Source organism: Neorhizobium sp. P12A, assembly GCF_008365395.1.
Classification (GTDB): Bacteria; Pseudomonadota; Alphaproteobacteria; order Rhizobiales; family Rhizobiaceae; genus Rhizobium.
The window spans coordinates 1-21,766 of the sequence record NZ_QOVX01000020.1; the positions used below are offsets into that span (position 1 = coordinate 1).

A 21,766-nucleotide genomic window follows, 5' to 3' on the forward strand; every position below is an offset into this window, starting at 1 on the left:
CTGCCACACCGGATTTTGGTGTGGCGGAACGGTTCAAGTCCAAACTGCCACACCTAACAAATAATGAAGCTTAAACAACAACTTATGGAGTGGGTTTGGAAATATTGGAGGCCTCGCCCGGAATTGAACCGGGGTACAAGGATTTGCAGTCCTCTGCGTCACCACTCCGCCACGAGGCCTCTCAGGCTTGTATGATCAAGCTGGAGGCGCATTTAGAATGATCCCAAGGAAACCGCAAGGGCATTTTTAAAAAACACCTTGCTTGATTTTCGAACGGTATCGCCCTGTCTGCATTTAGTCCCCTTCTTCTTTTCGGAACAACACCTATCCGTCCGGGGTTGTTTTTCCGAGCTTACAAAAAGGAGATGCGAGATGCACGAACTGCTGCGCGAATTCACCGAGACCCGGGCCAAATTGATCCGCCGGATGCAGGACGAAGGCCCAACGCCAGAATCCATACGGGCGCTTGCGGAACTGCAGACCGCGATCATGGCGGTCCAATCCGAGCTTCAACAGCGATTCGGCGGCCAATGAGGGGCGGTTTCGATCGTCATTCAGGGAGTCAAAAACGGACGAGATGATTTTGATAATCCCGTCCGTTTCGAAAGATGAAGCGATTAGCCAGCTAAAAACTTCCTGTAAAAAACAAATGTAAAAATCTCCAGAACATTACCGTTCCGAGGATGATCCCTGCCCACATCGCGACGGATATCGCGATGGCGGCAAGGATATATTTCATCCGAGTCGTCATCAGCGCCTCCAGTTGAATGGAAGTGGCTTCTTCTATCAATCGAATGCAGATCTTCGCGGTAATCTCCCGTTAACGGTTAGCGCACGGTAAAGAGAAAGGTGCGACACCCTGGGAAAGGCGATAAAAGCGCCCGGCATCCGTTCCATATCGAGGCGAGTTGTTTCAGATTGAGCAGGTGCCCTGTGGATAAGCACCTGTTCCTTCATCAATCGCAGATCGCATTTTATCGACGGTTCAATCCATCAGGATTGCGCCCTCGCCCACTCAGACAGAAATAGTGTTTTATTTCAAATGGATAGATTTTATTCGACGATTCGCGGTGACGATAACGCTTGCTAAATTTGAAAGGGCCGCTATTGCGAGCCACCAAAACGACGCAAGTTCGCGGCACAAACAATGCCGCTGCGAACGCCAATTCGACGATCGATCAACGCAGTGTCGAAAAATGTCTACTTCGAATTGGCCGATCGGAATTATGCCGAATTGAGGCCCAAGCTGGCTGGCGATATAAGGACAGACGTGCCGGGATCGTAATGATGGGTGAAAGTGTGATTGAGCCTTATGAATTGCTTGGCATTCCGCGCGAGGCAGGCGATACCGAGATCAAGGCCGCCTATCGCCGGCTTGCCAAGAGCGCCCATCCGGATTCGGGTGGCGACGTCGATTCGTTCGCTCAGGTGAAGTGCGCCTACGAACTGCTGAAGGATCCGATACGGCGCAAGGTCTACGACGAGACCGGCTACGATCCGCAGCTCGCCGAGGTCAAGGATCTGGAAGGATTGCTGATCCTTGAAAAGGTCATCAACGACATGGTGCTCGACGAACGCGAACCCGGCAGCTTCGACCCGGTTGCGCTGATGCGCCGGAAGCTCACCGATGAGGTCGTCCAAGCCCGATTCCATGTTTTCGAACTGGAACGGCATCGCGGCCGAATTCGCAATCACCTCGATCGCATCAGTAGCCGCCCAATGGCCGACGTGCTCGGGAGCATGCTTAGAACACGCGTCACTTCAATAACCGAAGCAATCGAGAAAGCCGGCAAGCATGTGGAGGCAATCGAGCGGGCCTACGAGATGCTCGAAGGCTATGGCTACGAAATCGAAAGCGGTCAGGCCAAAGCAGCCGAATGAATCATCGGCGCTAAAAAGCCTACCTTCGAGAACGACAACTGCCGGCATTGCGGAAGATGTCCGCTCGGCAGTACGCCCTCAGTCGTCGAACGGCGGTTCGTATACCTGGCAGTTATAAAGACGGCAGTTCCTATCCTTTGCGGGAACCCAATCGTCCGTTGCCACGTAGCCCGGTTGGCAAAAGCGGCTGTCGCTCACATAGCGGTCATAAAGCATTCCCGAACTCCGCGATCCCGGATGCTGCACGATGACCGCGCCTTGACTGTCAATGATCTGGCGAAGCGCAGCGCAGGTGCGGGTCGTCGAATTGATCCGCGAAATTGCCGCCGCCGGAAAGGCGATGCCGGCAACCGTGGTTAAAACGCAAAGTGCCATGAGGGCGCGTGACAATGAACCGAACATCGTTTGATCTTTCGACTTGCGTGTATCCGGCCACATAATAGCGCATTTCGCGATGAAGTTCTCCCATCGCGGAAATCAATGGTAATCAAGAGGTTGTGAGCGGCAACAGTGCCCGTAGCCTCGGGTCGCGAAGATAGAGGCCGGCCCATGTCAGCACTCCGAGAAGGAGGCAGATGATCTGCGGTGGCGCGCCCATCTCGCCAAGGCGGAAATGGGTGCATATGGCACCACCCAGGAAGCCGGTGATCAATATGGCGCCCAGCACCGCCGTCCGCGGAATGGCATACAGGACGGCGCAAACGAGAATGATGATACCCAGAACCGGCGCCAGATTCGCCGGAAAGCCGGTCGCCGTCATTTCGGCTTCGATCATTGCGGGTGAAAAGAGATCGACTGCCGCGTCGGCTAGCAGTGCCAGCACAACGATCCCCGACACTATGCGCCCTGCCCAGACAGTTGTATTCGTACCCGCCATTCTCTTGCCTCGATGATTTGACCGCGATCTAGCCCGACTTGGGCAACAGATCAGCGTTCAGTTTTCCTGGAAAGCATTTCAATGCACCGAAGGATCGGTCTCTTCGAAAAACGACCGGATACCGTCGCGCGCGATCGTCGCGAGGAATTCGTCAAAGGCCTCCCTGTCGGTCGCGAAGGGCTCCTCCCACTCGACAAGGTCCTCTTCTGGCGTCACGACTTCCATGCGCCAGTCTTCGTTGGTCCCGGCCGGCCTGAAGATGTCGACGAGAACAGTCACCCCGTCTTCCGTGAATTCGCCGGAAAGTTCGGAATGCTCGACCTTAGGTTTCTTTGCCATGTTTAGCCCCCGCTCCCCGGTCCGCCGTCGCCTTCGAGAAATTCCGGATACTGTATAAGCTCCGACTCGTCCATCTCGTTCGTGCGGCCTGAACCCCGCGCGAGACGAACGCCCGGACCGCCGTCGCCCGAATAGACGCCATCGAAGAAAACAACACCCGCAGCTTCAAGCGCGGCCTGCAAGGCGTCGATCGTGCGTTCCTTCAGCTCTTCGCCCGCTTCGAAACGAGAAACGGTCCCCGGCGCAACCTTGGCACGGCGTGCAAGGTCACGGATGCCCCAGCCCAACGCCACCCTTGCCATTTTGCATTGCGTCGAATTCATTTCGATACACCGTATCAATTTCGCGCGAAGGCAAAAATTTCGATATCGATACAAGATATCGAAATTGGACGCCCACGCAATGGTTTTCCGCTGCACGCTTTGTGCGTACAATCGCGGTCGTTGGCGTCTGTCCTGGGTGAATTTCAAAAAGAACAGCCCGGTCGAGGGAAACGACCAGGCTGCACAGCCGTTGAAACGGCCCTGATCGGAGGTCAATCTAATCAGGTAGGAATATCATAATGCGAACTTACTATATGTCAACGAACATTCCGTGGCCGCTGAAGTGTCGGCATGTGAGGAAGCTGGCGACGCGGAAATCACTTCATTTCATCAGGTTGCGCTTCAGCGTTTCACTGTCCTCGGCGCACAGAGCCGCGCGCGCCATCAGTCTCTCCGCATTTATAAAGCCCAGCTTCTGCAGCCAATCCTCTATCAAAGCGACCATGACCTTTCCTCCATCTTACGTGAAGGTAAACGAGGAACGGCGCGTCGGGTTCCCTGGGCTGAACAAGTTACATTTGCCAAGCCGAAATGAGGATCTTCATTCGCTCAGTGGCGACCCTGTCTCATTGGGGTGGATGTTTGTGATGCGGATGCGGCTTTTTCTTCTGCACATGTGGCTTAGGCTTTGCCTTTGCGACCGGCGCCGCTGGCTTCTCGTCCACGACGCATCCCTGGTTGGTGAAATGCATGCCATCGCCGCACGTATAATCAACGGAGTGAAGCAGCGGTGAACGTGGCATCTCCACGCCCGGGAGAGGCATAGCCTCAGCAGCAGAAAACCCGACGCTTCCTGAGAGCGTCAATGCAAGAACAGCGGACATTATCCTTATACGCACAATCAACCTCATGGACACCGAGACGCAATGACGATGATGGAAAACAGGCGTTTTTATGGAGAAGCAATTGCGGCCGCGGAGCGTGCGTTCCGGTAATCCGCATCGGCTACCGAAGGCTGTGGTACAAAGCGCGAAAGGTGGCATCGGCCGGCGATTGGTCGTCGTGTGAGGGACTATCGGAAAAGAAAAAGGAACCGGCTCAATCGAAAACCGGTTCCTTCATTTTCAGCTATTTCGCTGAGAAAACTGGCTCCCCGGGCCGGATTCGAACCGGCGACCTGTCGATTAACAGTCGAATGCTCTACCGCTGAGCTACCAGGGAACATCGCGTCGCCGCGGTGTGAGTGGGCTAATACAAATGCTTTCCCGATTTGCCAAGCGGTTTTTTCAAAAAATTGTATTCCGCTTGCAATATTTACATGCATCCCCATTTCCTGTGGATGACCGAAGCGAACAAGACCAAGCCGGAAAGCCCTGGAAAAGCACGAAAGTTTGGTGTCGATCACGCCGCTAGCGAACTTGTTTTGGGTTCCTTTCGAATCCGCCTTCCCAAATCGCGGCTTGGCCGCCTTGGCATCGGTTTTGCCCTCCTCTTCGGTGGGACACTTGGTTTCCTGCCGATCCTCGGGTTCTGGATGCTGCCACTCGGCTTTCTGATACTCTCCAACGAACTGGCGATCGTCCGCCGCTGGCGGCGGCAGTTGTCCGTCTGGTGGGCAAGGAAGCGCCGCCCCGCCTCCTCCTGACCTTCACTTTATATATAATGCATTATGCGCCTTCTGCGCGGATAAGAAAACATTGGCCCGACATCGGCAGCGCGGGGGTCCGGTTGTCCCGTGTGAATTTACCTCTTCTGGATTAGCCTCCACGGGTTACAGCTGAGGCAATCCGGGATCCCTGCCCGACGGATCGTTCTTTCTTCCCGCTACCGAAATCCCGGATTTCCGGGCTTTTCCTGCCGTTTTCTCAGCGTTTCAGCAGCCTTTTCCGCGGCGTTTTCTCCTCACAACAAACTGTCACACAGCTTGTCTATAACGCCGCTGCCGCGGGACTATTCAGGGCCAACGGTTAGACCTTGAAAAGGAAGAGGGATTATGTCCAAACTCAATAATTATATTCGTATGCCGCTCGGTCGGCGCGGCCTGGCGGCCGTCGCAGCTGGCGTTGTCAGCCTTGCAATGGCTCTCCCCGCTGCAGCCGAGCCCACCAAATTTGAATTCTGGTACGGTGTGACCGGCCCGCTGTCCGACACCGTTCAGCAGATGTGCACCAATTTCAACAAGAGCCAGTCTGACTTCCAGATCGTCTGCGTCAGCCACGGCGACTATGCTCAGAACTTCCAGGACCTGATCGCTGCTTACCGCGCAAACAAGCAGCCGACCCTCGGCCAGGAAAACGAAATCACCACCGGCACCATGCTGCTGTCGGGCGCCGTGGTTCCCGCCCAGAAGATGATCACCGACGCCGGCTACAAGATCGACTGGAACAACTACCTCCCGGCCGTTCGCGCCTATTACCAGACCTCGAAGGGCGAACTGTATTCCATGCCGTTCAACTCCTCGACGGCTGTGCTCTACTGGAACCAGGACGCCTTCGCCAAGATCGGCAAGGACAAGGCACCTGCAACCTGGGAAGAAGCGCACGACGACGCCGTCGCCCTCAAGAAGGCCGGCTATGATTGCCCGATCGCTCTCGACATCTCGTCGGATGCCGTCTGGCAGGACATGGAACAGTTCCTGTTCGCCCATGGCGAGCCCGTCGCCACCAAGGACAACGGCTACAACGGCCTCGACGCTCAGGTGGTCTTCAACAAGTCCGCCAAGTTCGTGAAGTTCATCTCCGACCTGAAGGCTTGGACCGATGAAGGGACCGTCGTCCTGAAGAACGCCAAGGCTGGCGAATCGACCACGGCCGCTTTCGCAGCCGGCCATTGCCAGATGGAATTCGAGTCGGTCGCTTCGCACTCCGGCATCGGCAAGACTGCCGCTCCGGACATGCACTGGAGCACCGCAGTTCTCCCGATCTATGCTGGTACCGAGCGTCATAACGCCGTCGTCGGCGGCGCTTCGATCTGGGTTCTGAAGGGCAAGTCGGAAGCCGAATACAAGGGCGCTGCCGCGTTCCTGAACTGGCTCTCCCAGCCTGAGCAGGCGCTGTTCTGGTCGACCAACACCGGCTATATCCCGGTCACGAAGACCGGCTACGACTACCTCGTAAAGTCGGGCTTCTACGACAAGGCGCCTTACAAGGGTCGTGAAGCCGCCATCCATGCACTGAACGACAGCAAGCCTGCTCAGTACGGTGGCATTCGTCTCCTCTCAATGCCGCAGATCCGCGTCGAAGTCGGCAACGCCTTCGCAGCGATCTTCTCGGGCAAGACCCCGGTTCAGCAGGCACTCGACGAAGCTGCCCAGCGTTCCAACGACGATCTGGCCAAGGCTGCCGCTCCGTACAAGGGCCAGGCTTTCCCCTGATCCCTGCTTTAGAAATCGTACTCACGGCCGGGTTCGCCCCGGCCGTGTTTTCCTGAACGGAGCATTTCGGTTTTGAGTGGATCAAGGCCATTGCTCTCAATTTTTTGGTTTGAGGTGCCGCTTGACCGCTGTCGATACCCAGTCCTTGGGCTCTGCTGGAGCCTCTACCGCGCCGACCACGGCAAAGGCGCCCGCGAAGGCCGCCAAGTCTTCGACGCAGAAGCGCGCCATATTCAAGAATAATTGGCTGGGCTTTGCCTTTGCCGTGCCGCAGCTTCTGCTCGTCTTCACCTTCTTTTACTGGCCGGTCAGCCAGGCGGTCTATTGGGCCTTCACGTCGCAAAGCCCCTTCGGCGGCAGTAATGACTGGGTGGGGTTCAGCAATTTTCAGTCGATCTTAAGTGACTCGGTCTATTGGGATTCGATCGTCCGCAGCTTCGTCTTTGCCGGGCTTTCGACGGGCATTTCGATGGGCATCGGCCTGACCATGGCGCTTCTTGTCGATCGCGAGCTTGCCGGCAGCAAGATCTACCGCTCGGTGCTGGTATGGCCATATGCCATCGCCGCCCCGGCGCTCGGCCTCGCCTTCCGCTTCATGCTTGCGCCAGAGGCCGGAGTGCTGGCCTTCGTCAACCATATCTGGCCAGGCATATGGGACCCGTCCCTCAATGGCAACCAGGCGATGGGATCCATCATTTTCGCCTTTTCCTGGAAATATATAGGTTACAACTTCATTTTTATGCTGGCGGCGCTGCAGGCCATTCCGCGCTCGCTGATCGAAGCCAGCGCCATGGATGGCGCGCGCCCGTTGCGGCGCATGTTCGACATCCAGATTCCGCTGCTGACGCCGACCCTGTTCTTCCTGCTGGTGCTCAACATCACCGACAGCTTCCAGGACTCGTTCGGCATCGTGGATATCATGACGGGTGGCGGACCCAACCGCGCGACCAATCTCATGGTCTACAAGATCTATTTCGACGGCTTCAAGGGCCTCGACTATTCAGGTGCGGCGGCGCAATCGATCATTCTGATGGCCATCGTCATAGGCATCACCTTCTTCCAGTTCCGCTATATCGAGCGGCGCGTACATTATAATTGAGATAGCGATGATCGAACGCACTCCCATCTTCAATATCATCAGCCAAGTCCTCTTGTTCCTGGGACTGCTGCTGGCGGTCTTTCCGTTCGCGATCGTGCTGATCGCCGCGACCCATAATATCCGCGACGTCAACATGGTGCCGATGCCGCTTTGGCCGGGGCACGATCTTTTTGCCAACGTGGCGGAAGCGTGGACGCGGGGGAATTTCGGCGTGAAGATCACCAACAGCGTCATCTTCGCCGCAGGCACGGCGATCGGGAAGGTGGTCGTTTCAGCCATCACCGCCTATTCGATCGTCTATTTCGGTTATCGCGGTCGCATGCTGATCTTCTGGCTGGTTTTCGTCACGCTGATGCTGCCCCTGGAAGTACGCATCGTGCCGACCTACGCGGTGGCTGCGAACGTGCTTTCGCCCTATCAGGGCCTGCTCGACATTACCGGCATCACCTGGCTGGTGAACACGCTGACGGGCGTGCAGATCAGCCTCAATTTCGGCCTGCTCGATTCCTATGTCGGCCTGATCCTGCCGCTTGTCGCGACGGCGACCGGCACCTTCCTCTACCGCCAGTTCTTCCTGACCCTGCCGGACGAGCTGGTCGAAGCGGCTAAGATGGATGGCGCTGGGCCTCTGCGCTTCTTTTGGGACATGATCCTGCCCCTCTCGCGCACCAACATCGCGGCGCTGTTCACCATCATGTTCGTCCAGACCTGGAACGAATATCTATGGCCGCTGCTGGTCACCACCGACCCGGCCAAGCGTGTCGCGACGGTCGGCCTGCTCGACGTCGTGCCAGGCCCCGATGCCACCCCGGACTGGAATGTCGCCATGGCTGGCGCGCTCCTCGTCATGATACCGCCGCTGATCGTCGTCGCTCTGACCCAGCGACTCTTCGTCCGCGGGCTGGTCGCCACGGAAAAGTAAGGACAAAACACGAAGTGCAGCTTTTTACCAATGGCGGGCACTGTGCCCGCCATTTCCTTTTTCCGTATTGCTTTCTGTTCTGGCAAGACAACTCCTGACTGGCCTCCGCCAAAGGTGAAGATCTATCCCGCTCGCAATATAAAAAGCCGCCGAGGTTTCCCTCGGCGGCGCATAAAATATTAAAACCTTAGAAAAGTGCTTTCAGAAAATTCTTAAGAGGCCAGTTCCTTGACCCGCTGGGTTTCCTGACCCAGGTCGAGGCGGAGGCCAGTTTCATTCGAGAAGAGATGGATATGCTGCGACGGCAGTTGCAGCGCGATCGGCTGGCCGATTTCGCCCGAGGTATGGTCCGTGACCGCAATGGCGAAGTTCGAGCCGTTGATATCGGAGTGGATCACCCGGCCGGCACCGAGCTCCTCGACGAAATCGACCGTCGCCGGAACGCTGCCGGGCGTGCCGACGGGAACCATACGGGCGTGCTCCGGGCGAATTCCCAAGGCGACAGCCTGACCGGCATGCGGCTTGCCGAGCGATGCGTCGACGGGGATCGGAATGCCGTCGAAGATGAAGTGCTCGCCATCAGCCGAAAACTTCCCGTCGAGGAAGTTCATTGCGGGCGACCCGATGAAGGAGCCGACGAAGCGAGTGCGCGGCGTGTTGTAGATTTCGAGTGGCGTGCCGACCTGTTCGACGTTGCCCTTATACATGACAACCAGCTTATCGGCGAGCGTCATGGCTTCGACCTGATCGTGCGTCACGAAAACCGAGGTTGCCGAAAGACGCTTGTGCAGGCGGCGGATTTCGACGCGCATCTGGACGCGCAACTTGGCATCGAGGTTGGAGAGCGGTTCGTCGAACAGAAACACTTTCGGCTCTCGGATGATGGCGCGGCCCATGGCGACGCGCTGGCGCTGGCCGCCGGACAATTCGGCCGGCTTGCGCGTGAGATATTCCTCAAGGCCGACGATGCGCGCCGTTTCGGCGATCCGCCGGTCGCGCTCTGCCTTGGGAACACCTGCGACCTTCAGAGCGTAGCCCATGTTCGCAGCGACATCCATGTGCGGATAAAGCGCGTAGTTCTGGAAGACCATGGCGCAGCCACGGTCGCGGGGCTCGAGCTGGTTGACCACCTTGTTGTCGATGATGATCTCGCCGCTGGTGATATCCTCGAGACCGGCAATCATGCGCAGGAGGGTGGACTTGCCACAGCCAGACGGCCCGAGGATCACAACGAATTCGCCCGACCGAAAATTCAAGTCTACGCCGTGGACCACCGCGTTGCGGCCATATGCCTTGCGTACCTGCTCAATCCGGATCTCTGCCATAATGATCTTCCTTGTCCGTCAATTCGCAGGACTGCTAGCGAACTACCATTACAACACGGTGACAAGCACCGTCATTATTGCGGTGCACAAGGGCGCTTGGCGCCCTGTGGCATTCAATCCCGGGAAATTCGCAATTGCCGGGAACCTTTGATCCAATTCTCTCGTATTTGCGTAACATACGCGAGAGGAAAATCAGGGAGGCACGCAGCATTGACAAACGCCACGCAGAAACCGGTTATCTTGTGGTTCCGAAAGGACTTGCGGCTCGCCGACAATCATGCCCTGCAGCATGCTTGCGGCCTGAAACGTCCGGTCGTTCCGCTTTATATCCGCGAGCCTGATGGCCACGGTACCGGGCCGCTCGGCGCCGCACAATGCTGGTGGCTGCACCATTCGTTGACAGCTCTGCGTGAAAGCCTCCAAACCCGCGGCAGCGACCTGCTATTTCTCACCGGCGATCCCTTGGCAACCATAAGGAAGCTGGTCGACGAAACGGGTGCCGATACCGTGCTCTGGAATCGGCGTTATGATCCTGCGGGGATTTCCTGCGATCTGCGCATAGAGGAAGAGCTTCGAAAGGCAGGCGTCGACGTTTCCAGCTACGCGGGACAGCTGCTTCATGAACCAACCAGGCTGCTGACAGGAGGCGGTACGCCCTATCGCGTCTACACGCCTTTCTGGCGGGCGCTGGAAAAGGCCGAGGAGCCCCACGAACCGGTCACACCACCGCACAGGATTTCAACGCCGAAATCGTGGCCGAAATCCGAATCCCTCGCAAGCTGGGGCCTGTTGCCGAGCCGGCCAGACTGGGCTGCATCCTTTTCCGAACAATGGCAGCCAGGCGAGGATGCCGCGTTGAGACGGCTCGACGATTTCATCGCGGAGACGCTGAAAGACTATACGCAGGGGCGCGATTTTCCCGCCAAGCCGGCAACCTCTATGCTTTCCCCGCATCTGGCACTTGGCGAAATCTCCCCTGCCCGCGTATGGCACGCGACGCGAGGATTGTCGGAGACGATACCTCGAAACAATATCACGCATTTCCGCAAGGAACTCGCTTGGCGGGAATTCTCCTATTACCTTCTCTTCCACTTTCCGCACCTGCCCTACGCCAACTGGAACAATCGGTTCGACGGCTTTCCCTGGCGGTTCGATTCCCGGCTCTTCAGTGCCTGGAGGCGCGGACAGACCGGCTATCCGATCGTCGATGCCGGGATGCGGCAACTATGGACGCATGGCTGGATGCACAATCGGGTGCGGATGATCACGGCTTCCTTCCTGATAAAGGATCTGTTGATCGATTGGCGCCGCGGCGAAGCGTGGTTCCGCGATACGCTCGTTGATGCCGATCCGGCCAACAACGCCGCGAGCTGGCAGTGGGTAGCCGGCTCCGGCGCCGATGCCTCGCCTTTTTTCCGCATCTTCAATCCGGTGCTGCAAGGCGAGAAATTCGATTCCGACGGGCGTTACGTCCGGGAATTCGTTCCTGAGCTTGCTAACCTGGAAGACAAGTATATTCACCGGCCCTTCGAGGCGCCGCAGTCCGCGCTGGACAAAGCAGGTATCGTGCTTGGCGAGAATTACCCGAACCCGATCGTCGATCATGCCGTCGCCCGCGACCGCGCGCTCTCGGCCTACAAGGCCGTTGCAGACGCAGCATAGGCAATAGGCACGATCTTCCTATTCGGCCGGATGCGCCGCCGTGCGAGGCGGCGTCTTTACCGGTGTGCTATTCCTGGCCGTAAATCGGCTGATGGCATGGAAATAGAGCCCGTATGGCAGCAGCCTCAGCAATTTCAGCTTAAACGTGAAGCTCTTCGGGAATGAGATCTCGAAGGCGGAGGACTTCAAACCGGCTGCGATCTCATCGGCGGCGACCTGCGCCGATATCAGGTTCGGCATTGGAAACTGGTTGCTTTTGGTCGCTTCCGTATCGACGAAGCCTGGTGTGATGAGCTGGACGCGAATGCCCAGCTTGTCCAGATCGAACTTCAGGCTCTCAGCCATGTTGATCAAAGCTGCCTTTGTCGCGCCATAGGCCGCACTTGTCGGCAGTCCGGCAAAGGCGGTTGCCGACGAGACGATGGCGACCTGCCCCTGCCCCTTCATCCTCATATGCCGCACGGCTGGGACCAGACAGTTGACGACGCCGGAAAGATTGACGGCAAAACTGCGTTCGAAATCGTCCCGGTTGAGGTGTGCACCATCGATCGGGACGTTGATGCCGGCGTTGAGGATCGCCATTGCAAGCGTTCCGTGCTGATACTCGATCGCAGCGACGGTGTGCTCCATGTCGCTCGCATTCGTCACATCACCATCGAGGACGATGATGCTGCCGGAAAGACCGGCGGCCTCAGCCTGAAGGTCCACCAGCTTCTCATGATTTCGAGCCGTCACCGCGACCTTGTAGCCCTCTTCGGCAAGCTTCAGCGCCAATGCCCGCCCTATTCCGGAGCTTGCTCCTGATATCCAGACAACTCCATGTTCGGGACGGGCAATGAAATCACGCATGGCTTGCTCCTCGGCGGGTTTTGATCAACACCAAGAGACGCCGGAAGGTTCCTGGCCGGCAGTTACAAACGGAAATATCACGTGATTGTGGCCGCTTTCAGCCGATGATGTCGCCGATCAGGCGCGTCAGCGAGCCGGTCAGTTTGATCGGTGCGTCCATGACCGAGAAGGCGATGCACGGGCGATCCTTCTCCGCCACCGGGCGATGATCGAGCGTCTCGTCGGCCACGGAAATGTCGCCGGGGCCGAAGCGGCCGCGATGGTCGTTAAAGGCGCCGTCGAGGATCAGGATCAACTCGGTCCCGTGGTGGGTATGGGACGGCAAGGCGCGGCCGGCCCTGATCCACATGAGATTGACTTCGCAGCCGTCAATATCCCCAAGCGGATATTCGCGAAAACCCGGCAACCGTCTGCGCCAGGGAATACCCTCGGACCGGAAACCCACGAAACGCCGAAGAGAGGGGGGAAATATCGCATCGTCTGGCAGCGCTCTGTCGTCAGCAACGGCTTCAGGTGGAGACGAGCGGAAGATCTCGGCGAGCCGCCTATCGCGCTCGGAGATTGGCGCCGGCTCGCTCTTTTCCAGCATCTCCCCTGCGAGGAGATCAAGGCCGCTCACCAGAAGACGATTAGCCGGCTTCATTTCCAGATGTGCGGCGACAAGTACGCGAGCAGGTTCGGGAAGCGCGCCGGCTACATAGCGCGCCATCAAGGCTTCAATCGTGTCGATGTGCTTGCGAACCATGTTCCCGCCGGTCACGCCTGCTCACGCGTCCAATATTTGTCTTTTGTCAATCATACGACGAAAGTCAATTACCGGATCACCCTAGGTGGATTGCGGCCCTGTCAATTCTGCGTAAGGCAAATTTTACCGCCTCGGCGAGCACCGGGGAACAGAATTTCTTGCCATAGCTGCCTTGTGAAGGGAAAAGACCGTTCTTACAGTAAGCCGAAACAGAAGGTAGATTCCCATGAGCGTCCACCCCTCCGTCCTCGAAGCAATCGGCAACACGCCGTTGATCAAACTCAAGGGTGCCTCGGAGGCGACCGGCTCGACCATCCTCGGCAAGGCGGAGTTCCTCAATCCGGGCCAGTCGGTGAAAGATCGTGCCGCGCTTTATATCATTCGCGATGCGGAACGCAGAGGCTTGCTCCGGCCGGGCGGCGTCATCGTCGAGGGCACGGCTGGCAATACCGGCATCGGGCTTACCCTGGTTGCCAAAGCGCTCGGATACCGGACGGTCATCGTCATTCCCGAAACCCAGAGCCAGGAAAAGAAAGATGCGCTGAAGCTGCTCGGCGCCGAGCTGGTCGAAGTGCCGGCCGTTCCTTACAAGAACCCCAACAACTATGTGAAGGTTTCCGGCCGCCTTGCGGAACAGCTGGCCAAGACTGAGCCGAACGGCGCCATCTGGGCTAACCAGTTCGACAATGTCGCCAACCGCCAGGCGCATATCGAAACGACAGCCAAGGAAATCTGGGCCGATACATCGGGCAAGATCGACGGCTTCATCTGCTCTGTCGGCTCGGGGGGAACGCTTGCGGGCGTCGCAATGGGCCTCAAGGCATTCAACAAGGACATCAAGATCGGCATCGCCGATCCGCAAGGTGCCGCACTCTACGAATTCTACAAGAACGGCGAATTGAAATCGTCGGGCTCTTCGATCACTGAAGGCATCGGCCAGGGGCGCGTGACCGCGAACCTCGAAGGCTTCACGCCTGATTTCGCCTATCAGATATCAGATGCCGAAGCCCTGCCCCATGTCTTCGACCTCGTCGAGCATGAAGGCCTCTGCCTTGGTGGTTCGACTGCGATCAACATTGCGGGCGCGGTACGCCTCGCCAAAGATCTCGGTCCCGGCCATACGATCGTGACCATCCTCTGCGACTATGGCAATCGCTATCAGTCCAAGCTCTTCAATCCGGATTTCCTGAAGTCCAAAGGCCTGCCCGTACCGGAATGGCTGACGACGAACTCCGATATTCCCGTTCCCTATGAAAGCGTAGCGTGACCTCATGCCCGTGAATGCCCTTTACCGTGACGACTTCTATCTTTCGACCGCGGAAGCGGTGGTGACGGCCATTCACGAGGACGGCGGCATCGAGCTCGATCAGACCTGTTTCTACGCCGCATCGGGCGGCCAGCCAGGCGATACCGGCTTCTTCGAGCGTGCGGACGGGTCGCGGATCATGCTTGGGCAGACGAAGCACGGGCCCGTCAAGGACATCATCATCCACGTGCCGCTCGAAGGCGAGCCGCAGCCGATCGTCGGCGAGAAACTGGTTCTGCATATCGACTGGCCGCGCCGTTACAAGCTGATGCGCATGCATACGGCCTGCCACTTGCTCTCCGTCGTCTGCCCCTATCCGGTCACGGGTGCTGCGGTCGGAGAGGATGAAAGCCGCATCGATTTCGACATGACCGACATCATCGACAAGGATGAAGTGACCGCCAAGCTGATGGCCCTCGTCAACGGGAACTATCCGGTCTATGTCCAATGGATCACCGACGAAGAGCTTGCGGCCAATCCCGACATCGTCAAATCCAAGAATGTCCGTCCGCCGGTGGGCCTCGGGCGCGTCAGCCTCGTGTGCATCGGCGAAAACTCTTCCATTGACAGCCAGCCCTGCGGCGGCACACATGTCTCGGAAACGCAGGAAGTCGGTTCCATCTACATTGCCAAGATCGAAAAGAAGGGCAAGGAGAACCGGCGCTTCCGCATCCGCTTCGGAACGCCCGGCGACGAAGCCTGATTTCAATTACGGGGAGAGAATATCATGAGCGAGACCAAGAGCCGCTTCGTCGTCTCTGCCGATTGGCTGCAGGAGCGCCTTGGAGCGCCTGATCTGCGCATCCTCGATGCTTCCTTCTACCTGCCCGCGCAAAAACGTGACGCCGATGCGGAATATGCCGCCGGCCATATTCCAGGCGCCGTCAGGTTCGATCACGACAAGATTGCCGATCATTCCACCAACCTGCCGCATATGGTGCCGTCGCCGGATGACTTCGCCAGCGAGGTCGGAAAGCTCGGTATCTCCGACACCGACACGATCGTCGTCTACGACGGCCCGGGCATGTTCGCCTCGCCGCGCATCTGGTGGCTGTTTTGCGTCATGGGCGCAAAGAACGTCTATGTGCTCGACGGCGGCCTGGATGGCTGGAAAGCCGAGGGTCGTCCCCTTGAGACGATCGTTCAGCAGCCGAAGGTGGCGACATTCACTTCGCATTTTGCGGCAGATCGGGTCGTATCGCTGGAGGCGATGCGCGATATCGTCACCAGCGAGGCGATGCAGATCGCGGATGCCCGCAGCGCCGGCCGCTTTGCCGCAACCGAGCCCGAGCCACGCGAGGGGATGCGGTCCGGCCATATGCCGGGAGCACGAAGCCTGCCGTCGGGCGTCTTTTCCAGCCAGGGCAAATTCAAATCGCTTCCCGAACTGAAGCAAACGATCGAGGACGCCGGCATCGACCTTTCCAAGCCTGTGGTCACAAGCTGCGGCTCCGGGATCACCGCCGCCATCATAACGCTGGCCCTGGAATCGCTCGGCCATACGGATAACAAGCTCTATGACGGCTCATGGTCGGAATGGGGCAGCCGCTCCGATACCCCCATCGTGACCGGCCCTCCGACCCCGATCAAAGCCTGACCCATGGCACTGAAACCCCCGTCGTCGCTCAAGGTCCATATTACGCGCCTGGAAATGACCGCGCCGCCGAAGGCAAGCCTGCCGGTGCCCGTCAACATCCAGACGGCGATCATGCGCGCGCCCGCAATACCGCTTTCCTTCTATCGCTACCTCTATCGTCAGGTCGGTGCGCGCTGGCACTGGGTCGATCGGCTGAGAATGAGCGACGAGGATCTGGCTGCGATCGTGCATGACAAGCGCAACGATATCAGCGTGCTCTACGTCAACGGTGCTCCGGCCGGCTTCTTCGAGTATTTTCGCGACGACGAAGATACGATCGAACTCACCCATTTCGGCCTCATGGAACATGCGCTGGGACTCGGCATCGGCAAATGGTTCCTGCTGCAGGCACTGTATTCGCTATGGGTGCTCAACCCGACGCGCGTGATTACCACGACAAACAATCTCGATCATCCGCGGGCGCTTCAGCTCTATCAGATGTTCGGCTTTTCCCCCGTCTCGACCGGCCATGGCATTGTACGGCCGCTTAGCGACAAGGAATTACTGGAACTGGTGAAAAAGGGATGATTCCGGGCAGCGGTCGTCAAAAGACGGAAACAAAGTCAGACTAAGTGATTGCGCTTTATTTAGGGAGCACAATCATGAGTTTTGCCTGGTTCTCACCAAAGGTCGAAAAACGCAAAAGCCGGATCGAGGGGACTGGACTGGTCTCGATCGAAGCCATCGCTGCCGGCGAGCTGATCGTCGTCAAAGGCGGCCATATCTTCGAAAGGGCCGAACGCGACGAAATCGGCAAGACGCTCGGTCCATCGGAAATCCAGATCGACCATCATCTCTTCATCGGTCCCTCACACACGCACGAGCGGGACGCTGCGATGATGTATCTCAACCACTCATGTGACCCGAATGTCGGCGTTCGTGGCCAGATATCGTTCTTTGCCATGCGGGATATCGAAGCCGGAGAAGAATTGGCGTTCGATTATGCGACCGGCGACAATGACGACTGGATCATGGATTGCCGGTGCGGCGCGTCCGATTGCCGCAAACGCATCACCGGCCAGGATTGGCGCCTTCCGGACCTGCAAAGAAAATATCGCGGATGGTTTTCCGATTACCTTGCTCGCGAGATTGACGAAAGCAATCGATCCTGACTGGATTGACCGGCAATATATGGCGCAATAGCGTCACCTCGCTCCATTTCCAAGGTTTATGAAATATGCCTGATCCCGTCATTGCGATTTCCGATCAGCCGTCCGACGAAGATCGCCGTGCGATCTTTAATCCTCTGATTGAATTCAATAAAGCCAATATTGAGGCAGATAGTTTCGAGCTGGTCGCCATCATGCTGAAGGACGACGCGGGACAATCCGTCGGCGGGCTTTGGGGAGAGCTCTACTACGACTGGCTGTTTGTGGAATTGCTGTTTGTTCCGGAAAGCCTGCGGGGAAAGGACTTTGGCTCGAAACTGCTTGGCGAGGCAGAGCGGATCGCAAAGGCCAAGGGATGCACTGGCATCTGGCTGGACACGTTCAGCTTCCAAGCGCCAGGCTTCTATGAGAAACACGGCTACGAGAGATTCGCCGCGCTGAAAAATTATCCGCGGGGAAAACAGCGCTTCTTTTTTCGCAAGATTTTCTGAAACTCCGACTCGTTCTGATGCATCAACCGGCGACTATCAAGGGCAGCGACACCGCGCTCTTCGCATGAAACGGGTGGCGGTCTGATGGCAATGGAGTGAATCTGACGGCAGACAACAAGGAGATCTGCCATGTCCGCTATCGCTTTCCATGCCATGCCCACCGCCGATGCCGAAGCCCTCTGGAATGGAGGTGTTGACGCCTATGGTCACCGGCCGGAGACGATGATCTCCGATGGCCCTGGCAATCCTTGCCGCCATTGCCTGCGGAATATCGACAAGGGCGAAGAGCTGCTTGTCTTTGCCTACCGGCCGTTTCCGGAGCTGCAGCCCTACGCAGAGACCGGCCCGGTCTTCCTGCATAAAGTGCCCTGCCGGCAGTACGAGGCCGAGGAGATCCTGCCGCCGGTGCTCGCCGGCAGCCGCGATTTCATCGTCCGCGGCTACGGCGACAACAATCGCATCGTCTATGGGACCGGCGCGGTCACGCCGACCGCGGATATCCCTGCCTACGCTCAAGAGCTGCTGACGAGGCCCGGCATAGCCTATGTGCATGTGCGCTCGGCGCGCAACAATTGCTACCAGTGCCGGATCGACAGGAACTGAAAACGAAAAAGCCGGCCGCGGAGAGGCGACCGGCCTTCTAAAACGTCAGCGCGATGGGATTTACGCGACGTTCAGAACGCTTTCAGGTGCGAAGGCCTCATAGCCCAGTGCTTCGGCAACCGGGCCGTTGGTGATGCGGCCCTTATGGACGTTAAGCCCGTTGCGAAGGTGTTTGTCCTCGGCGATGGCCCGCAGGCCACGGTCAGCGAGTGCCAGACCGTAATGGATCGTCGCGTTGTTCAACGCATGGGCCGAGGTGACCGGAACGGCGCCCGGCATGTTTGCCACGCAATAGTGGACGATGCCTTCGACCTCGTAGGTCGGTTCGGAATGCGTCGTTGCATGGGAAGTTTCGAAGCAGCCGCCCTGGTCGATCGCGACGTCGACAATGACGGCACCCTTCTTCATGCCGGTCAGCATTTCGCGGGTCACGAGCTTCGGTGCTGCGGCACCCGGGATCAGCACGGCGCCGATGACGAGATCGGCCGAGAAGACTTCCTCCTCGAGCGCCTGGATGCTTGAATAACGCGTATGGACACGGCCATTGAAGATATCATCGAGCTGGCGCAGGCGCGGCAGCGACTTGTCGAGGATGGTAACGTCGGCGCCGATACCGGCTGCCATCTTGGCAGCATGCAGGCCGACCACACCGCCGCCGATGACGGTGACCTTGCCGGGAAGAACGCCCGGCACGCCGCCGAGCAGGATGCCGAGACCGCCATTCGCCTTCTGAAGCGCGGTGGCACCCGCCTGGATCGAGAGACGACCCGCAACCTCAGACATCGGCGCCAGCAGCGGTAGACCACCGCGCTCGTCCGTTACGGTTTCATAGGCGACGCCGGTGACGCCCGAGGCCAGCAGGCCCTTCGTCTGTTCCGGATCCGGCGCGAGATGCAGGTAGGTGTAGAGAATCTGGCCCTCGCGGAGCTGCGTCCATTCGGACGGCTGCGGTTCCTTGACCTTCACCACCATGTCGCACTTCTCGAAGATTTCCTTGGCCGTGGCGACGACCTTGGCGCCCGCCGCAGCATAGGCCGCATCATCCGCGCCAATGCCGGCACCGGCCTTGGTCTCGACCCAAACCTCGTGGCCATGGGCGACGTATTCGCGGACAGACGCCGGCGTCAGGCCGACGCGATACTCGTGATTCTTGATTTCCTTCGGGCAACCGACGCGCATTCTCGTTCCTCTCTTCCGTCTGTCCGCTTTGCGGATCATCGATGCCGGAATGAAACCATCGACTTGACGAAATGTCCTTGCAAAGAAGATTTGCCGACAAGCGATTTTTCAACGATTATTGCGTGGAACGGAAAATTTTCGAAGGATCTTCGAATGCCTGAGCTAGATGCCATCGATCGTGCGATTTTGCGCACGCTTCAAAGCAATGCCCGCATTACCAACGCCGATCTGGCGGCAAAGGTCGGCCTCTCCCCGTCCGCCTGTTCGAGGCGTCTCGACATACTCGAAAAGGACGGCACGATCGGAGGCTACCACGCCCGGCTTTCGCACAAGGCGCTGGACTACAAGATGATCGCCATCGTGCACATCTCGCTGTCGGGGCAGTTCGCGAAGACACTGTCGGAATTCGAAACCGCGGTGAAACGCTGCCCCAATGTCCTGGTCTGCTACCTGATGTCGGGAGAGTACGACTACATTCTGCGGGTGGCCGCCCGCGATCTGGAAGACTATGAGCGGATCCATCGGGATTGGCTGTCGGCGCTGCCGCATGTGGTGAAGATCAATTCCAGTTTCGCGCTTCGGGAAATCATCGATCGGCCGAATGTCGGCCTCTGACGCCTTGCAAGGCGCAGGGAATCCTGCCTAGCTCACGAGATTGGGGAGTGAGGCGACTAAACAAGAAATGGCGGCAAAGACCAAGGGGTATGTGTTTGTCCTGATGGCGCTGACCATCTTTTCGGCGCAGGACGGAATATCGAAGCATCTTGCCGGTGCCTACCCGCCGGTCTTCGTCGCGATGATCCGTTACTGGGCCTTCGCTGCTTTCGCTCTGCTGCTGACGGCGCGCGCTCGAGGCGGTTTTTCCTCGGCGATTCAGAGCAAAAAACCGTGGCTGCAGGTCGCGCGCGGGCTGTTGCTCGCAAGCCAGATCGTCACGACCATTACCTCCTTCGTCATTGTCGGTCTTGCGCATTCGCAGGCGATCTCCTGCGCCACGCCGCTGATCATCGCGCTGCTCTCCATGCCACTGCTCGGCGAACAGGTGGGCTGGCGGCGCTGGACGGCTATCTACTTGGGCCTCGCCGGTGTGCTCCTGATCCTGAAGCCGCAAGGCGAAGGCTTCTTCGACGTCAAAGCGCTGCTGCCGCTTTTCGCCGCTCTGCTCTTCGCCTTCTACGTTATCGCTACACGCCTCGTCAGCCGCTACGATTCTCCGAGTACGAGTTTCTTCTATACCGGCATTGTGGGGGCCGCTGCCATGAGCCTGATCGGCCCCTTCTATTGGACATGGCTTCAAGGGTGGGATTGGGCATGGATGGCGATCGTCTGCGCGACCAGCATCACCAGCCATTACTTCCTGATCCGCGCGTATGATCTGCTCGACGCCTCTGCCGTGCAGCCACTCACTTATATCCAGCTCGTTTATGCCTCAATCATCGGCGTGACGGTTTTCGGCGAGACGCTCAACATCAACATGGTAATCGGATCGGTCATCGTCGTGGCTGCCGGCGCTTTCACCGTATGGCGCGAACATGTAGTCGCGCGCGGGAAAGCCAGATCGGCCTGACCACTGGGCAGACCTGTGCCATTTCAACGAACCGATCCAATTTTACCGATCGTCCTAAACGCGTTTCAACGGAAGCCTGATATTCATTTCGATGTACAACTCAGTCATCGGAACCAGGTCATGCTGACGACTATTGCGCCAACCGCGCCAAACAATTCGAAACTGAACACGCGACGCTCTCAGCGTAGCCGCGCTCGCATCATGGGTAAGGTACATTACCTGACCAAAGCTGTGACAGGCCGCATCATCAATATCTCGCCGATCGGCGTCGCGCTCGATCTGCAAACGCCGATCCATGCTGCGGCGGGAAGCAAGGTGCGTGTCGAATGCGACGATATCGGCGCTCTCGACGGCATCATCCGCTGGACCCATAGCGGCCGGATCGGCATCGAATTCGATTCAAATTCGAATTCGGCGGCGCAGATCACTTCCTATTTCCGGTTTTTTCACAAGGAGATAAAGCCGGTATTGAAGCGCTGACAGCTAATACAGAATTGCGAGGGTTCCTTCGCAATACAACTGTCACTTAAGTGGTGCACT

Annotated in this window: 26 protein-coding genes and 2 tRNA genes; 17 read left to right on the top strand and 11 right to left on the bottom strand. The window is 58.1% G+C overall.

Annotated elements, in window-relative coordinates; all coding sequences use genetic code 11:
- Positions 1–105: 105 nt before the first annotated feature.
- A tRNA-Cys gene (locus DTW90_RS30380) sits at positions 106–179 on the bottom strand.
- Positions 180–372: 193 nt separating this feature from the next.
- On the opposite strand from DTW90_RS30380, the gene DTW90_RS37330 reads away from it, so the two are divergent.
- Together DTW90_RS37330 and DTW90_RS30385 are read left to right on the top strand one after the other, a co-directional pair.
- Positions 373–534 carry a hypothetical protein gene (locus DTW90_RS37330; RefSeq protein WP_165927726.1) on the top strand — a complete coding sequence of 54 codons (162 nt, stop codon included), beginning with the start codon at positions 373–375 and terminating at the stop codon, positions 532–534.
- Between the two features lie 753 nt (positions 535–1,287).
- Entirely contained in the window at positions 1,288–1,881 is a 594-nt protein-coding gene (locus DTW90_RS30385; RefSeq protein WP_246665115.1) for a J domain-containing protein, read from the top strand.
- Positions 1,882–1,959: 78 nt separating this feature from the next.
- Here DTW90_RS30385 and DTW90_RS30390 read toward each other — a convergent pair whose 3' ends face one another.
- From DTW90_RS30390 to DTW90_RS30410, 6 genes are all read right to left on the bottom strand, one after another.
- Positions 1,960–2,283, bottom strand: a complete 324-nt coding sequence (locus tag DTW90_RS30390) for a hypothetical protein (protein ID WP_245512553.1) — start codon at positions 2,281–2,283, stop codon at positions 1,960–1,962.
- A gap of 85 nt (positions 2,284–2,368) precedes the next feature.
- The gene (locus tag DTW90_RS30395) at positions 2,369–2,758 is read right to left on the bottom strand and encodes a DoxX family protein (RefSeq protein WP_149343268.1); all 390 of its coding nucleotides are present in this window, start codon (positions 2,756–2,758) and stop codon (positions 2,369–2,371) included.
- Positions 2,759–2,836: 78 nt separating this feature from the next.
- Positions 2,837–3,097: a hypothetical protein gene (locus DTW90_RS30400; RefSeq protein ID WP_149343270.1), complete on the bottom strand. Its 261-nt coding sequence runs from the start codon at positions 3,095–3,097 to the stop codon at positions 2,837–2,839.
- Between the two features lie 2 nt (positions 3,098–3,099).
- Complete coding sequence (locus tag DTW90_RS30405; RefSeq protein ID WP_246665116.1) at positions 3,100–3,420, bottom strand: helix-turn-helix transcriptional regulator; 321 nt, start codon at positions 3,418–3,420, stop codon at positions 3,100–3,102.
- Between the two features lie 322 nt (positions 3,421–3,742).
- Complete coding sequence (locus DTW90_RS38100; RefSeq protein WP_281407597.1) at positions 3,743–3,865, bottom strand: hypothetical protein; 123 nt, start codon at positions 3,863–3,865, stop codon at positions 3,743–3,745.
- A 641-nt stretch (positions 3,866–4,506) separates the two neighbouring features.
- Positions 4,507–4,581 (bottom strand) — tRNA-Asn (locus DTW90_RS30410).
- 118 nt (positions 4,582–4,699) lie between these two features.
- Between DTW90_RS30410 and DTW90_RS30415 the strand changes: the two genes are divergently transcribed.
- The 4 genes from DTW90_RS30415 to DTW90_RS30430 all read left to right on the top strand — a co-directional run bounded on the left by DTW90_RS30415 (position 4,700) and on the right by DTW90_RS30430 (position 8,754).
- The gene (locus DTW90_RS30415) at positions 4,700–5,005 is read left to right on the top strand and encodes a hypothetical protein (RefSeq protein WP_132518006.1); all 306 of its coding nucleotides are present in this window, start codon (positions 4,700–4,702) and stop codon (positions 5,003–5,005) included.
- 348 nt (positions 5,006–5,353) lie between these two features.
- Complete coding sequence (locus tag DTW90_RS30420) at positions 5,354–6,733, top strand: extracellular solute-binding protein (RefSeq protein WP_132516523.1); 1,380 nt, start codon at positions 5,354–5,356, stop codon at positions 6,731–6,733.
- A gap of 229 nt (positions 6,734–6,962) precedes the next feature.
- Positions 6,963–7,832 (top strand): sugar ABC transporter permease, encoded by an 870-nt coding sequence (locus DTW90_RS30425; RefSeq protein ID WP_132518008.1) that lies wholly within the window; start codon positions 6,963–6,965, stop codon positions 7,830–7,832.
- Between the two features lie 7 nt (positions 7,833–7,839).
- Positions 7,840–8,754, top strand: coding sequence for an ABC transporter permease subunit (locus DTW90_RS30430; protein WP_149343272.1), 915 nt, complete (start codon positions 7,840–7,842; stop codon positions 8,752–8,754).
- A 212-nt stretch (positions 8,755–8,966) separates the two neighbouring features.
- Here DTW90_RS30430 and DTW90_RS30435 read toward each other — a convergent pair whose 3' ends face one another.
- Positions 8,967–10,079, bottom strand: coding sequence for a sn-glycerol-3-phosphate import ATP-binding protein UgpC (locus tag DTW90_RS30435; protein WP_149343274.1), 1,113 nt, complete (start codon positions 10,077–10,079; stop codon positions 8,967–8,969).
- A 210-nt stretch (positions 10,080–10,289) separates the two neighbouring features.
- Between DTW90_RS30435 and DTW90_RS30440 the strand changes: the two genes are divergently transcribed.
- Positions 10,290–11,741: a deoxyribodipyrimidine photo-lyase gene (locus DTW90_RS30440; RefSeq protein ID WP_149343276.1), complete on the top strand. Its 1,452-nt coding sequence runs from the start codon at positions 10,290–10,292 to the stop codon at positions 11,739–11,741.
- 18 nt (positions 11,742–11,759) lie between these two features.
- Here the strand turns inward: DTW90_RS30440 and DTW90_RS30445 are convergent, their stop codons facing one another.
- Together DTW90_RS30445 and DTW90_RS30450 are read right to left on the bottom strand one after the other, a co-directional pair.
- Positions 11,760–12,590, bottom strand: a complete 831-nt coding sequence (locus DTW90_RS30445) for an SDR family NAD(P)-dependent oxidoreductase (RefSeq protein ID WP_149343278.1) — start codon at positions 12,588–12,590, stop codon at positions 11,760–11,762.
- A gap of 97 nt (positions 12,591–12,687) precedes the next feature.
- Entirely contained in the window at positions 12,688–13,335 is a 648-nt protein-coding gene (locus tag DTW90_RS30450; protein ID WP_149343280.1) for a ChrR family anti-sigma-E factor, read from the bottom strand.
- A gap of 226 nt (positions 13,336–13,561) precedes the next feature.
- Between DTW90_RS30450 and DTW90_RS30455 the strand changes: the two genes are divergently transcribed.
- From DTW90_RS30455 to DTW90_RS30485, 7 genes are all read left to right on the top strand, one after another.
- Positions 13,562–14,602: a cysteine synthase A gene (locus DTW90_RS30455; protein WP_149343282.1), complete on the top strand. Its 1,041-nt coding sequence runs from the start codon at positions 13,562–13,564 to the stop codon at positions 14,600–14,602.
- A 4-nt stretch (positions 14,603–14,606) separates the two neighbouring features.
- Positions 14,607–15,344: an alanyl-tRNA editing protein gene (locus DTW90_RS30460; protein ID WP_132516537.1), complete on the top strand. Its 738-nt coding sequence runs from the start codon at positions 14,607–14,609 to the stop codon at positions 15,342–15,344.
- A 24-nt stretch (positions 15,345–15,368) separates the two neighbouring features.
- Positions 15,369–16,238 carry a 3-mercaptopyruvate sulfurtransferase gene (sseA, locus tag DTW90_RS30465; protein WP_149343284.1) on the top strand — a complete coding sequence of 290 codons (870 nt, stop codon included), beginning with the start codon at positions 15,369–15,371 and terminating at the stop codon, positions 16,236–16,238.
- A gap of 3 nt (positions 16,239–16,241) precedes the next feature.
- Complete coding sequence (locus tag DTW90_RS30470) at positions 16,242–16,805, top strand: GNAT family N-acetyltransferase (RefSeq protein WP_132516541.1); 564 nt, start codon at positions 16,242–16,244, stop codon at positions 16,803–16,805.
- Between the two features lie 74 nt (positions 16,806–16,879).
- Entirely contained in the window at positions 16,880–17,389 is a 510-nt protein-coding gene (locus tag DTW90_RS30475; protein WP_149343286.1) for an SET domain-containing protein-lysine N-methyltransferase, read from the top strand.
- A 65-nt stretch (positions 17,390–17,454) separates the two neighbouring features.
- Entirely contained in the window at positions 17,455–17,877 is a 423-nt protein-coding gene (locus DTW90_RS30480) for a GNAT family N-acetyltransferase (protein ID WP_149343288.1), read from the top strand.
- 129 nt (positions 17,878–18,006) lie between these two features.
- The gene (locus tag DTW90_RS30485) at positions 18,007–18,480 is read left to right on the top strand and encodes a DUF1203 domain-containing protein (RefSeq protein WP_149343290.1); all 474 of its coding nucleotides are present in this window, start codon (positions 18,007–18,009) and stop codon (positions 18,478–18,480) included.
- Positions 18,481–18,540: 60 nt separating this feature from the next.
- Here the strand turns inward: DTW90_RS30485 and ald are convergent, their stop codons facing one another.
- Positions 18,541–19,659, bottom strand: a complete 1,119-nt coding sequence (gene ald / locus DTW90_RS30490) for an alanine dehydrogenase (protein ID WP_149343292.1) — start codon at positions 19,657–19,659, stop codon at positions 18,541–18,543.
- A gap of 153 nt (positions 19,660–19,812) precedes the next feature.
- Here ald and DTW90_RS30495 point away from each other — a divergent pair, with 153 nt between their 5' ends.
- The 3 genes from DTW90_RS30495 to DTW90_RS30505 all read left to right on the top strand — a co-directional run bounded on the left by DTW90_RS30495 (position 19,813) and on the right by DTW90_RS30505 (position 21,706).
- Positions 19,813–20,274 (top strand): Lrp/AsnC family transcriptional regulator, encoded by a 462-nt coding sequence (locus DTW90_RS30495; RefSeq protein WP_149343294.1) that lies wholly within the window; start codon positions 19,813–19,815, stop codon positions 20,272–20,274.
- 67 nt (positions 20,275–20,341) lie between these two features.
- The gene (locus DTW90_RS30500; protein WP_149343296.1) at positions 20,342–21,226 is read left to right on the top strand and encodes a DMT family transporter; all 885 of its coding nucleotides are present in this window, start codon (positions 20,342–20,344) and stop codon (positions 21,224–21,226) included.
- 120 nt (positions 21,227–21,346) lie between these two features.
- Complete coding sequence (locus tag DTW90_RS30505; protein ID WP_132516553.1) at positions 21,347–21,706, top strand: PilZ domain-containing protein; 360 nt, start codon at positions 21,347–21,349, stop codon at positions 21,704–21,706.
- The last annotated feature ends 60 nt before the right edge of the window (positions 21,707–21,766 follow it).